We start from the raw sequence: 12,309 nt of genomic DNA, 5'->3' as shown, positions 1-12,309 counted from the left end.
GCTTGACACAAGTGCGGCATCGTCAATTTTTCCGAAAATATTTCCGTGAGACCACGTCGTTCCCTGCTGTCAGTTCCGGCCATCAATATCCGGGCACTCGAAAAAATCCGGGAGCTCGATTGTGATGGCGTGATCCTCGATCTGGAGGATTCGGTTGCGCCCGACATGAAGGGCAAGGCGCGGGAAAATCTGGAAAAGCTGTTCTCCGGTTCGTCTTTCGACGGAAGGGAAACCGTTATCCGCATCAATCCGCTTTCGACACCTGATGGAAAGGCAGATCTGCAGCTTGTGCTTTCATGCCGGCCAGATGCGGTTTTATTGCCGAAGGTGGAGCAGCCTTCCGATATTCATGACGTGGCCGATCTTCTGGCCGAGGCGGACGCGCCCGAGCATCTGAAAATCTGGGCGATGATCGAGACACCGCTTGGTGTCTTGAATGCCGCCTCAATTGCCGACGCTGCCCATACGCCGAATGCCCGTCTTGCCGCTTTTGTCATCGGGCTCAACGATCTACGCAAGGAAACGCATGTCCCACGCCTTCCCGGCCGCACCTATCTCGTGCCGTGGATGATGCAGGTGATTCTTGCCGCGCGGGCCTACGGGCTCGATGTTATCGACAGCGTCTCGAATGATTTTCGCGATATCGAGGCTTTCGAAGCCGAATGCGAACAGGGGCGCGCCATGGGCTTCGATGGCAAGATGCTGATCCATCCGGCCCAGATCGAAGCGGCCAACCGGCACTTCGGTCCGGATGAGGCGACGCTTGCGGAAGCACGCGCGATTATTGCCGCTTTCGCAAAACCGGAATCTGCGGAACTGAACATCATCAACATGAACGGTCAGATGATCGAACGGCTGCATGTGGGGCAAGCCGAAAGGCTGGTCGCCATGGCCGATATCATCGCGCAAAGAAAGGCAAAAAAGACGTGAAGGTCTATCGTTTCATAACCGGTCCCGACGACGCAAAATTCTGTCACCGGGTCACCGAAGCCCTGAACAAGGGATGGGAACTTGCGGGTTCACCGAGCTATGCCTTCAACGCCGCAAGCGGTGTGATGCATTGCGGCCAGGCCGTGACCAAGGTCGTCGAAGGCAAGGAATACCATCCGGACATGAAGCTCGGCGAGCAATAAGACGCAACGCGGCGGGCCTATCGCTCCGCCGCGGCCTCGTCCGCGCTTTCTTCGATCCGCTCCATGTCGTCATCCGACAGGCCGAAATGGTGGCCGATTTCATGGATAAGGACGTGGGTGATGATATCGCCAAGCGTTTCCTCGTTCTCGGCCCAATAATCGAGAATGGGACGGCGATAGAGCGTGATGCGGTTTATCATCTCGCCCGTTTCCATGGTGAAACGTTCGGAAATACCGCGCCCTTCGAAGAGACCGAGAAGATCGAAGGGTGTTTCAAGCGCCATGTCTTCGAAGACGTCATCGGTCGGAAAATCGGCGATCTCGATGATGAGATCCTTCGTCAGTGCGCGAAATTCCTCCGGCAGGTGGCCATATGCCTCAATCGCAAGCGACTCGAAGGCGGAAAGTGTCGGCGCGTGGCGGTCCCGCCAATCGTCGGTCTGGTCTATGCGGGCCATTTCTGCTCCTTGTTGGAAGGCCCATATAAACACTTGCGGGGCAAATTTCGAGACCCGTCTGCTTCACCCGCCGAAAAAGCATGAAATTCTTGGCGTTACAGTTACTTTTCAAGCCGTCGTCATCTTGACATAAACAGGCGTCTCGCGTAATCGGCACCCAAATTGGTGGCGTAGTGCGCCCTCCGTTTATTCCGCCCCTTAAAAGGCGGCTTCACCGGCAGACATTCAAAGGGACTTCTGTCCTAACGGGTTTCTACCAAATTCCGACTGATAAAAAGACGGCCAGCTTGCATTTGCGGGCAGAGCCGGAACGAACATGAAAGGATAAACAATGTTCGCAGTCATCAAGACCGGCGGTAAGCAGTACCGCGTAGCGGCCGACGCCGTGCTGACCATCGAAAAGCTGGAAGCCGAGGCAGGCGCAACTGTAGAATTCACCGAAGTTCTCGTGATCGGCGAAGGCGCCGACGCTCAGTTCGGTGCTCCCTTTGTCAAGGGTGCTATCGTCAAGGCTGAAGTTGTCGAGCACAATCGCGGCAAGAAGGTCATCGCCTTCAAGAAGCGTCGTCGTCAGAACTCCAAGCGTTCGCGCGGCCATCGTCAGCATCACACTGTCGTCCGCATCACGGACATCGTTGCTGCCTGATCGGCGCGACACGGGAAACAAGGTTTAAAGGAGAACTCCAATGGCACACAAAAAAGCTGGCGGTTCCTCGCGTAACGGTCGCGATTCCGAATCCAAGCGCCTTGGCGTAAAGAAGTTCGGCGGCGAAGCTGTCATTCCAGGCAACATTATTCTGCGCCAGCGCGGCACGCAGTGGCATCCGGGCGCCAATGTTGGCATCGGCAAGGACCACACGATTTTCGCACTGACCGCAGGTAACGTGAACTTCCGTACGAAGGCCAATGGCCGCGTATTCGTATCCGTGGCTCCGAAAGCGGAAGCCGCAGAATAAGCCGGTAAGCGTCATATGCAGCCGGTGTCCCATCGACCCGGCTGAGACGTATCAGGTTCAGTCAAGAAAACAGGGGAGATGGGGCACCACCCAACTCCCCTTTTTCTTTACCCCCAAGGAGGGACTGAACCATGCAAGCTGAATTGTTGAGGGTTGACCAATCACGGTCACCCGAAGAGCGGCCGAGGCCCGATCGGTCGAGGAGCGATTGCCCCGTTTTACTGTCGCAGAGGCTGGTTTTACGCAAGCCTCACGAAGAAGACATCGACGCCCTTGCCCATCTTGCCAACAATGCCAATATCGCGACCATGGTATCGCGTATGCCGCACCCGTACACGGCCAAAGACGCCGCGGACTTCGTGCGACGCTCCAAAGCTGGCGAGATTGGCAAGTGCGTCTATGCGATTACCCGCATGGACAATGGCGAGTTTTTAGGCTGCTGCGCGCTCGAACCCCAGGAAGACGAAAAGACGCTGGAAATCGGTTACTGGCTAGGGGAGCCCTACTGGAACCGCGGCTACATGACCGAAGCGGCGCATGCGCTGATCGACATGGCCTTCCGCACGCGTGAAATCGACCACATCGATGCCCGTTGCCGGGTCACCAACATTGGCTCGCGCCGCGTCATCCAGAAATGCGGTTTCCAGTTCCAGGGCTCCGGCATGGTCGGTTCGCTGGCGCTCGGCGGCATGGTGCCCGTCGAATGGTACCGGCTTGACCGGAAGACGTGGGTTTCGCTGAAGAGCTGGGGGGACATGGGATGAGCGCGCTCGAACTGACCCGTCGCCGGACTGCTACGACCATGGCACCGCCCGGCCCCTGCCCCGTCGTCGAGACGTCGCGTCTGGTGCTGCGCCCGCAACGGCTTTCCGATGCCGGCAGCATCGCGGAATCGCTCGGTGATTTCGCCGTGACCAGAATGCTCGCCCGCGTCCCCGCGCCCTATCACAAGCAGGATGCGCTGGAATGGCTGGTTTTGCGCACCTCCGGCACCCTACCCGACTGGGATTTCGCCATCACCAGTGGTGACGATACCCTGATCGGCGTTGTCTCGGTGGAGTTGCGGCACGGCGAGTGGCATCTCGGCTACTGGCTGAACCGCTTTTACTGGGGCAAGGGCTACATGACCGAGGCGGTAGCCGCCGTGGTCGAGCGGTTCTTCCGTCGCATGCCGGGGGTGACCCTTCATTCCGGCGTGTTCGCGGATAACCCCGCTTCGTTGCGTGTGCAGGAAAAACTTGGCTTCCGGGTGACCGGCTGCCACCAGATCTACGCCACGGCGCGCGCCACCATGGTGGCGCATATCGATACGGTGATCACGGCTGAGGATTTCATCCGGCTGCACCGCTGACACTGAGGAGCCTCGGGCCGAAAACAGAGAGAGTTTTCGGCCCGAGGCATTAAACGAAGCCGGTTTGAAGCAGACCGGCCTTGTCCCGCGCAGGGGCTTGCCGCACGATAGTCTTTGACGTTGCGGAGAAGCGCTTGTATTCGAAACGACGATATTTTTGTTTGGCGCGGCACGATTGGTTGGTGCGCCCGCAAACCGACAGAACGGCAGTCCGATGAAATTTCTCGATGAAGCAAAAGTCTATATCAAGTCCGGTGATGGCGGCGCGGGCGCCGTGTCGTTCCGGCGCGAAAAATTCATCGAGTTCGGCGGCCCTGACGGCGGTGATGGCGGACGCGGCGGCGACGTCTGGGTGGAAGTGGTCAATGGCCTTAACACGCTGATCGACTTTCGCTTCCAGCAGCATTTCAAGGCTTCTATCGGACAGCATGGCATGGGCAAGACCCGCACCGGTGCCAAGGGTTCGGATGTCGTGCTGAAAGTGCCTGTTGGTACCCAGATTTTCGAGGAAGACAATGAAACGCTGATCATGGACCTTACGAAGGAAGGTCAGCGCTTTCGTCTTGCTGCCGGCGGCAATGGCGGTTTCGGCAATGCCTACTTCAAGTCGTCCACCAATCAGGCGCCTACCCATGCCAATCCGGGCCTGGCAGGTGAGGAAAAAACCATCTGGCTGCGGCTTAAGCTGATTGCTGATGCCGGTCTCGTTGGTCTGCCGAATGCGGGTAAATCCACATTCCTGGCGACCGTGACCCGTGCGCGTCCGAAGATCGCCAATTATCCCTTTACCACGCTGCATCCCAACCTTGGCGTTGCGACCATCGACGGTCGTGAATTCGTGCTGGCCGACATTCCCGGTCTTATCGAAGGCGCGCATGAGGGTGTCGGCATCGGCGACCGCTTCCTCGGCCACGTGGAGCGCACGCGTGTGCTGCTGCACCTCGTCTCCGCCCAGGAAGAAAAAGTCGGCAAGGCCTATAAGACGGTCAAGGCCGAGCTGGATGCTTACGGCGGTGGGCTGACCGACAAGCCGGAAATCGTGGCGCTGTCGCAGATTGACGTGCTGGACGAGAAAGAACTGAAGAAAAAGGCGAAGGAACTGGAAAAGGCCTGCGGCCGTCCGCCGCTCCTGCTATCCGCTGCCGCCCATATCGGCATGACGGAAGCACTGCGCGCCCTTCGGGACATCATCGTTTCGGCAAGCAATGGCGGCGATACCGCCCTTCCAGACCGGTCGATGCCGCATGAGAGCGAGGTCGAGGAAGAGGACGACCGCCTATGAGCCTGACGCGCAAGCCGCTGGCGAGCCACCACCGGATCGTCATCAAGATCGGTTCGGCGCTTCTGGTGGACCGGAAAAGCGGCCTGAAGAAAGACTGGCTGGATGCCATCTGCGAGGATATCGCCGCGCTGAAAAAAAACGGCGCGGATGTCCAGGTCGTGTCTTCTGGCGCCATTGCGCTTGGCCGCACCGTGCTCGGCCTGCCTTCCGGTGCACTGAAGCTGGAAGAAAGCCAGGCGGCGGCGGCAGTCGGCCAGATTGCGCTGGCGCGGGCATGGTCGGAAAGCCTGTCGCGGCACGAGATCGTTGCCGGTCAGATTCTGCTGACGCTATCCGATACCGAGGAGCGTCGGCGTTATCTCAACGCGCGTGCCACCATCAATCAGCTTTTGAAGATCGGCGCCATTCCGATCATCAATGAAAACGACACGGTGGCGACCACCGAAATCCGTTATGGCGACAATGACCGTCTGGCCGCGCGCGTGGCTACGATGACGGGTGCCGATCTCCTGGTGCTGTTGTCGGATATTGACGGGCTCTACACCGCCCCACCGCATCTCGATCCCGATGCGAAATTTCTCGAGACGATTGCCGATATCACGCCTGAAATCGAAGCCATGGCGGGTGGGGCGGCCTCCGAGCTTTCGCGCGGCGGCATGCGCACCAAGATCGATGCGGGCAAGATCGCGACCGCTGCCGGGTGCGGCATGATCATCGCTTCGGGCAAGACGCTCAATCCGCTGAAGGCAATCGAAAACGGCGCGCGCTCCTCGTGGTTCGCGCCGTCGGGCACGCCGGTGACGGCGCGCAAGACCTGGATTGCTGGGCAATTGCAGCCGGCCGGCGAAATCCATGTGGATGCCGGGGCCGAAAAGGCGCTTTATGCTGGGAAAAGCCTGCTTCCCGCTGGCGTGCGGCAGGTGAAGGGCAATTTCGGACGCGGCGATGCCATTGCCATCATGGGCGCTGAAGGCCGTGAAGTCGCTCGTGGTCTTGCGGGTTACGATGCAGAGGAAGCGCGCCTTATCATCGGCCACAAGTCCAACGAGATCGAGACGATCCTCGGTTATGTCGGACGGGCGGCGATGATCCATCGCGACGACCTTGTGATGACCGGTGCTGCCGTCAAAGTGAAACATGCAAAGAAGGATGAGGTCCATGCCTGAACAGGCCGTGAAGCAGAGCCATGATATCGATGCGCTGATGATGACCATCGGCGCTCAGGCGAAAGCTGCTTCGCGACCGTTGTCCATTGCCGGCACGGACCAGAAGAACCGTGCGCTGCTTGCCATGGCATCTGCCATCGAGGCTTCGAAGGAGGCGATCCTTGCCGCGAACGGTAAGGATCTGGCCGCTGCGGAAAGCGCCGGCCTTGCCGCTTCGTTCGTCGACAGGCTGACACTCAACGATGCGCGCATCGCCGGCATTGCCGAAGGCATCCGCTCGGTTGCCGCGCTGGCCGATCCGGTGGGTGAAGTCATCGCCGCCTGGGATCGCCCCAACGGGCTGAAAATCGAGCGCGTGCGCACGCCGCTCGGCGTTATCGGCGTGATCTACGAAAGCCGCCCGAATGTGACGGCGGATGCGGGCGCGCTGTGCCTCAAGGCCGGCAACGCCGTGATCCTGCGCGGCGGCTCGGATTCGCAACATTCATCGCGTGCTATCCATGCCTGTCTCGTGCAGGGCCTGAGGATCGCCGGTCTTCCGGAGAATGCCATTCAACTCGTGCCGGTAACCGACCGTGCCGCTGTCGGTGCGCTTCTCAGCGGCTTGAACGGCACGGTCGATGTCATCGTGCCGCGCGGCGGCAAAAGCCTGGTGGCGCGGGTGCAGTCTGAAGCCCGTGTGCCGGTCTTCGCGCATCTGGAAGGCATCTGCCATATCTATGTCGACAAATCCGCTGATCTCGACATGGCAAAAGCCATCGTCGTGAATGCAAAGATGCGCCGCACCGGCATTTGCGGGGCGGCCGAAACCCTGCTGGTGGATGCGTCTGCCGCCTCCACTCATCTCGAGCCAGTCGTCAAAGCCCTGCTTGACGCGGGTTGCGAAGTACGCGGTTCGCAGGCGGTTCGTAATGTGGTTGAGGGGCTGGAGGCCGCTACGGAAGAGGACTGGCGCACCGAATATCTCGATGCGATCATTTCGGTTGCCGTGGTGGACGGTATTTCAGGTGCGATCGATCATATCGGCACCTATTCCTCCAACCATACCGAGGCGGTGATCGCAGAAGACCCTCAAGTGGTCGAGCGTTTCTTCAACGAGCTCGATTCGGCCATTCTGCTGCATAATGCCTCGACGCAATTTGCCGATGGCGGCGAATTCGGCATGGGTGCGGAAATCGGCATCGCCACCGGCAAGATGCATGCGCGCGGCCCTGTCGGCGTCGAGCAGCTCACTTCGTTCAAATACCGTGTGCATGGCACCGGCCAGACACGGACCTGATATTTGCCGACTGAGAAGCGCCTTGACCGACGTTATCTCACCATGCCGCATGCGGAGCGCGGCATGGTTGTTGGCCTGTTCGGCGGCTCTTTCAATCCGCCGCATGCCGGCCATGCGTTGGTGGCCGAGATCGCGCTGCGCCGCTTGGGTCTCGACCAGCTCTGGTGGATGGTCACACCGGGCAATCCGCTGAAAAGCCGTTCCGAACTGGCGTCCCTTGAAAACCGTATAGCTGCCTGCGAAAAACTCGTGAGTGATCCGCGCATCAAGGTAACGGCCTTCGAAAAATCGCTGGGCATCAGCTATACGGCCAATACGCTTGCCAAGGTGAAGGCGAAAAATCCGCATGTTCGCTTCATCTGGATCATGGGGGCCGACAATCTAAAAAGCTTCCACCGCTGGCAGAAATGGCGAGAGATTGCCGAGACCTTTCCCATTGCGGTGATCGACCGGCCGGGTTCCACGCTGTCCTATCTCTCCTCCACCATGGCGCAGGCTTTCAGCCAGGCGCGGATAGACGAGGACGATGCGGGGGTTTTATGGAAAAAACGGGCTCCCGCCTGGGTCTTTATCCACGGTCCGCGTTCGACGCTCAGCTCCACGGCACTGCGCAATAATCACAAATGATGTATGCGGCGGTCGTTGAAGGGTCCATATCTTGAAAAGTTAATGCTTTGATGCCACCTTCATAAAGCGGCGCAGAGAATCGCGTCGCCCAGTATCTGTTTTGTCATTCTTGGAAAGGGAAAACCTCTGACAACAGTACACACCAAGGGAAAAGCATTTGTTGCTATCCCGAAGGGCCAGGACAGTGGCGACGATGCCGCCGATCATGCCCTCGAAACCGTCCTCGCGAGCCTCGAGGACTCCAAGGCTGAAGATATCGTATCTCTCAACATTGCCGGAAAATCGGCGCTTGCTGACTACATGGTCGTAGTCTCCGGGCGATCGAACAGGCACGTTTCGGCGATTTGCGAACATCTTCTCAAGGATATGAAGGATGAGGGGTTCGGCAACGCCCGCGTCGAAGGTCTGGAGACCGGAGACTGGGTGCTGATCGATGCCGGCGATGTCATCGTTCATGTGTTCCGTCCGGAAATCCGCGCCTTCTACAACATTGAAAAAATGTGGGCGACGCCGGAAATGTCGGAAGAAACGCTGCATTGATGCGGTGAGCCTTTGATCGAGTGCATCGTGTTTGCCGAAGGTCACGCCTGACTTCGGAAAAGGTGTCTCTGGCCGGAAATCAGACCGGCCGCATAGGAATCCACAGGCTATGCTGTTAAGAGCGGGACCCTGTTGGTCACGACGAATGCAGGTTTGCGATGCGGATTTCAATTTTTGCGGTGGGACGGCTGAAATCCGGCCCTGAAAAGGATCTTGCGGCCCGTTATATCGAGCGTCTGGCCAAGACCGGCCCGGCGATCGGGCTGGAGTTTTCCCGGGTGATCGAGGTGGGCGAAAGCCGTGCTTCCAATGCCGAGACCCGCAAGCGCGAAGAGGCGGCGATGCTGGAAAAACATCTGGCTGACGGCCCAGTCCTCGTCTTGCTGGACGAGCGCGGGAAAGCCCTTGATAGTCCTGCCTTCGCTTCGTTTTTTGGCGATCTGCGCGATAGCGGCAAGCGTGACCTCGTGATCGCCATAGGCGGGGCAGACGGGCTCGATCCCGCGCTTTACGACAAGGCGACGGCGGTTCTCAATCTCGGCAAGCTGACCTGGCCGCATCAGATCGTTCGTATCCTGATTGCCGAACAGCTTTACCGCGCCGTCACCATCCTTTCCGGCCATCCCTACCACCGCGTTTGAACGGGTTTCGATTCCAAAAATCGTCTCAATTTCAACATGAAACTCCGCAACACCGCTGGCTGCAAGGGACTTTGACGGCAGCCTTTTTCAGGCCCCTTGGAAGATCGCGACAAAATCCGTAATATCGGCGCTTCCGCTTCGGCAGCAAAGAAAGTTCAAATGGATACTGAGCCTCAACGACAACGGCACGCTGCCCTTGCGGGCGCGGTTATTGCTGCTTTCGTTTTAGGTGGTAGCCCTGTTCATGCGCGTGATGATGCGGGAGCCGTTCCTGCGGCGACCGACGATTCGTCCCCCGCCGCGCTTCAGGCGCTGGAAAAGCGTCGGGATCAGAACCGGCAGGATCTGGAAGAGCTGGTCGACAGCATCGGCCTCTCGGAGGACAAGACAAGGACGCTCGAGGAAAGCATCGCTTCCCTCAATCAGGACAGCGCCCGCATCCGCGAAGAACTGATCGCATCGGCCGCCCGGCGCAAAGCGCTGGAAGCCAAGATCAGTGACGGCGAAGATCGTCTGGCCAAGCTTTCTGTGCGCGAGGATGACGTCAAGGCATCGCTGCGGGAAAGACGTGGCGTGCTGGCGGAGGTTCTGGCGGCGTTGCAGCGAATGGGCAGAAACCCGCCCCCCGCCCTTCTTGTTTCGCCGGAAGACGCGCTTGCTTCGGTCCGTAGTGCCATTCTTCTCGGCGCAGTCGTGCCCGGCATTCGTGGTGAAACCGACAAGCTGGTCGCCGCTCTCAAAGAATTGACCGATGTCAGGCAGGCAATCGCTCGCGAAAAGGATGATCTTACGGGTATGATGACGGCAAGTCTGGAAGAGGAAAAACGCCTCGACCTGCTGATTGCCGAAAACGACCGCAAGAACACCCAGACGGCGGCGCAGCTGGAGGCGGAACGCAAGCGATCTGAAGAGCTTGCGGGCAAGGCGACGAGCCTTGAGGGACTGGTTAGCTCGCTTGAAGGCGAGATTACCTCGGTGCGTGAGGCGATGGAAAAGGCGCGGGCGGAAGAGCAGCGCCTGGCCCGTCTTTCCGAAGCGGAACGCGAGAAGGAGCGTGCTGCGGCCGAGGCCGGAATGCCCGATAAAAACCGCATTGCGCCCGCATATCCCTTCGCGAGTTTGAAGGGAAAGCTGGAGCTTCCGGTTACCGGCGAGGTGTTGCGGCGCTTCGGCGATGCGGATGGTACGGGCCACTTTTCCAAGGGAATTGTTGTGGCGAGCGGACCAGAAGCCATCGTGACAGCGCCTGCGGATGGCTTCGTGGTGTTTGCCGGAGATTTTCGCAGTTACGGCCGGATGATCATCCTCAATACGGGTAACGGATATCATGTGGTGATGACGGGCATGGACAATGTGAGGACGCGACAGGGCATGTTTGTGTTCTCCGGAGAGCCCATCGCCTCCATGGGTGCAAAAAGAGTAGCGAGTGCAGCAGCATTGGCGCTGGAAACCGACCGGCCAACGCTCTACATTGAGTTCAGGAAAGATGGTGTGCCGGTTGATTCCCAACCATGGTGGACCGCAAAAAATACCGGAAGGGCGCACAATGATTCGTAAGGTTTCGCTTCTCCTTATCGGTGGGCTTATGGGCGCCACGGCGATGAGCGTGATTTATTCGGCGAGCATGCCGGCACAGGCGGCCGGGCCTTCGACCTATAAGGAACTGTCGATTTTTGGCGACGTGTTCGAACGCGTGCGCGCACAATATGTGACGCCGCCCGATGACGAGAAGCTGGTTGAAAATGCCATTAACGGCATGCTCAGCTCGCTCGATCCGCATTCGAGCTTCATGAATGCCAAGGATGCCAACGACATGCGCACTCAGACCAAGGGTGAGTTCGGCGGTCTTGGCATCGAAGTGACCATGGAGAACGAGCTGGTCAAGGTCATCTCGCCGATGGACGACACACCGGCTTCGCGTGCAGGCATTCTCGCCGGTGACTATATTTCGGAAATCGACGGTACGCCGGTTCGCGGCCTGAAGCTGGAACAGGCCGTCGAAAAGATGCGCGGTGCCGTCAAGACGCCGATCAAGCTGACGGTGATCCGCAAGGGTGCCGACAAGCCGCTCGAATTCACCGTCGTGCGTGACGTGATTGCCGTGCGGGCCGTCAAGTCTCGCGTCGAGGGGGACAATGTCGGTTATCTGCGCGTCATCTCCTTTACCGAGAAGACCTATGACGATCTCGAAAAGGCGATCAAGAAGATCAAGGCGGATGTGCCGGCCGACAAGCTGAAGGGCTATGTCCTCGACCTGCGCCTCAACCCCGGTGGTCTGCTCGATCAGGCGATCAATGTCTCCGACGCTTTCCTCGAGCGCGGTGAGGTTGTTTCGACCCGTGGCCGCAATCCCGATGAGACTCGCCGCTTCAATGCGACGGCCGGCGATCTGACCGATGGCAAACCGGTGATCGTGCTCGTCAACGGCGGTTCGGCTTCGGCTTCGGAAATCGTCGCGGGTGCGTTGCAGGATCTGCGTCGTGCGACCGTGGTCGGTACGCGCTCCTTCGGTAAGGGTTCGGTGCAGACGATCATTCCGCTCGGTGAAGCGGGCGCGTTGCGCCTGACCACGGCGCTTTATTACACGCCGTCGGGCAAGTCGATCCAGGGTACGGGCATCGAGCCCGATATCAAGGTGGAGCAGCCGTTGCCGGCAGAATTGCAGGGCCGTGTGACGGCTGAAGGCGAATCCAGCCTTTCCGGTCACATCAAAGGCCAGAGCGAGACCGACGAGGGTTCTGGTTCTTCCGCCTACGTCCCGCCGGAAGCAAAGGACGACATCCAGCTCAACTATGCGCTGGACCTGTTGCGCGGTGCCAAGACGGATCCGTCTTTCCCGCCGAACCCGGACAAGGCTGTGGTCAACAAGCAGTAAG

General features: G+C 59.1%; 15 protein-coding genes. 14 read left to right on the top strand and 1 reads right to left on the bottom strand.

The window, feature by feature from the left end; genetic code table 11:
- Positions 1 to 18 precede the first annotated feature (18 nt).
- Entirely contained in the window at positions 19 to 930 is a 912-nt protein-coding gene (locus GSF67_RS13125; protein ID WP_035214714.1) for a CoA ester lyase, read from the top strand.
- Positions 927 to 1,133, top strand: a complete 207-nt coding sequence (locus tag GSF67_RS13120; RefSeq protein ID WP_003505258.1) for a DUF1737 domain-containing protein — start codon at positions 927 to 929, stop codon at positions 1,131 to 1,133. The genes GSF67_RS13125 and GSF67_RS13120 overlap by 4 nt, the downstream gene beginning before the upstream one ends.
- Positions 1,134 to 1,150: 17 nt before the next feature.
- Here GSF67_RS13120 and GSF67_RS13115 read toward each other — a convergent pair whose 3' ends face one another.
- Positions 1,151 to 1,591 (bottom strand): metallopeptidase family protein, encoded by a 441-nt coding sequence (locus GSF67_RS13115; RefSeq protein WP_006310993.1) that lies wholly within the window; start codon positions 1,589 to 1,591, stop codon positions 1,151 to 1,153.
- A 331-nt stretch (positions 1,592 to 1,922) separates the two neighbouring features.
- Between GSF67_RS13115 and rplU the strand changes: the two genes are divergently transcribed.
- From rplU to GSF67_RS13055, 12 genes are all read left to right on the top strand, one after another.
- The gene (gene rplU, locus GSF67_RS13110; RefSeq protein ID WP_003516451.1) at positions 1,923 to 2,237 is read left to right on the top strand and encodes a 50S ribosomal protein L21; all 315 of its coding nucleotides are present in this window, start codon (positions 1,923 to 1,925) and stop codon (positions 2,235 to 2,237) included.
- Between the two features lie 40 nt (positions 2,238 to 2,277).
- On the top strand, positions 2,278 to 2,547 hold the full coding sequence (gene rpmA / locus GSF67_RS13105; RefSeq protein ID WP_003492686.1) for a 50S ribosomal protein L27: 270 nt from the start codon (positions 2,278 to 2,280) through the stop codon (positions 2,545 to 2,547).
- A gap of 131 nt (positions 2,548 to 2,678) precedes the next feature.
- A complete protein-coding gene (locus GSF67_RS13100; RefSeq protein ID WP_006310979.1) occupies positions 2,679 to 3,311 on the top strand; it encodes a GNAT family N-acetyltransferase in 633 nt (210 codons plus the stop codon).
- Positions 3,308 to 3,898: a GNAT family N-acetyltransferase gene (locus tag GSF67_RS13095; protein ID WP_006310972.1), complete on the top strand. Its 591-nt coding sequence runs from the start codon at positions 3,308 to 3,310 to the stop codon at positions 3,896 to 3,898. The genes GSF67_RS13100 and GSF67_RS13095 overlap by 4 nt, the downstream gene beginning before the upstream one ends.
- A 214-nt stretch (positions 3,899 to 4,112) precedes the next feature.
- Positions 4,113 to 5,180, top strand: a complete 1,068-nt coding sequence (gene obgE, locus GSF67_RS13090) for a GTPase ObgE (RefSeq protein ID WP_006310970.1) — start codon at positions 4,113 to 4,115, stop codon at positions 5,178 to 5,180.
- On the top strand, positions 5,177 to 6,346 hold the full coding sequence (gene proB, locus GSF67_RS13085) for a glutamate 5-kinase (protein ID WP_006310969.1): 1,170 nt from the start codon (positions 5,177 to 5,179) through the stop codon (positions 6,344 to 6,346). Before obgE ends, proB begins: the two co-directional genes overlap by 4 nt.
- Complete coding sequence (locus tag GSF67_RS13080; protein WP_006310968.1) at positions 6,339 to 7,625, top strand: glutamate-5-semialdehyde dehydrogenase; 1,287 nt, start codon at positions 6,339 to 6,341, stop codon at positions 7,623 to 7,625. The genes proB and GSF67_RS13080 overlap by 8 nt, the downstream gene beginning before the upstream one ends.
- Before the next feature lie 3 nt (positions 7,626 to 7,628).
- Positions 7,629 to 8,252, top strand: coding sequence for a nicotinate-nucleotide adenylyltransferase (locus GSF67_RS13075; protein WP_176072027.1), 624 nt, complete (start codon positions 7,629 to 7,631; stop codon positions 8,250 to 8,252).
- A gap of 93 nt (positions 8,253 to 8,345) precedes the next feature.
- A complete protein-coding gene (gene rsfS / locus GSF67_RS13070) occupies positions 8,346 to 8,792 on the top strand; it encodes a ribosome silencing factor (protein ID WP_035214713.1) in 447 nt (148 codons plus the stop codon).
- Between the two features lie 158 nt (positions 8,793 to 8,950).
- Positions 8,951 to 9,433: a 23S rRNA (pseudouridine(1915)-N(3))-methyltransferase RlmH gene (gene rlmH, locus GSF67_RS13065; RefSeq protein ID WP_006310964.1), complete on the top strand. Its 483-nt coding sequence runs from the start codon at positions 8,951 to 8,953 to the stop codon at positions 9,431 to 9,433.
- A 159-nt stretch (positions 9,434 to 9,592) separates the two neighbouring features.
- Complete coding sequence (locus GSF67_RS13060) at positions 9,593 to 10,990, top strand: murein hydrolase activator EnvC (protein ID WP_010972557.1); 1,398 nt, start codon at positions 9,593 to 9,595, stop codon at positions 10,988 to 10,990.
- Positions 10,980 to 12,308, top strand: a complete 1,329-nt coding sequence (locus tag GSF67_RS13055) for a S41 family peptidase (protein WP_006310962.1) — start codon at positions 10,980 to 10,982, stop codon at positions 12,306 to 12,308. The genes GSF67_RS13060 and GSF67_RS13055 overlap by 11 nt, the downstream gene beginning before the upstream one ends.
- Position 12,309: the final 1 nt, after the last annotated feature.

The sequence above is a fragment of the Agrobacterium sp. CGMCC 11546 genome (assembly GCF_013365515.1).
Classification (GTDB): Bacteria; Pseudomonadota; Alphaproteobacteria; order Rhizobiales; family Rhizobiaceae; genus Agrobacterium; species Agrobacterium fabrum.
Note: the sequence above shows the minus strand (reverse complement) of the source record. Positions and strands in the feature narration are given on the sequence as shown.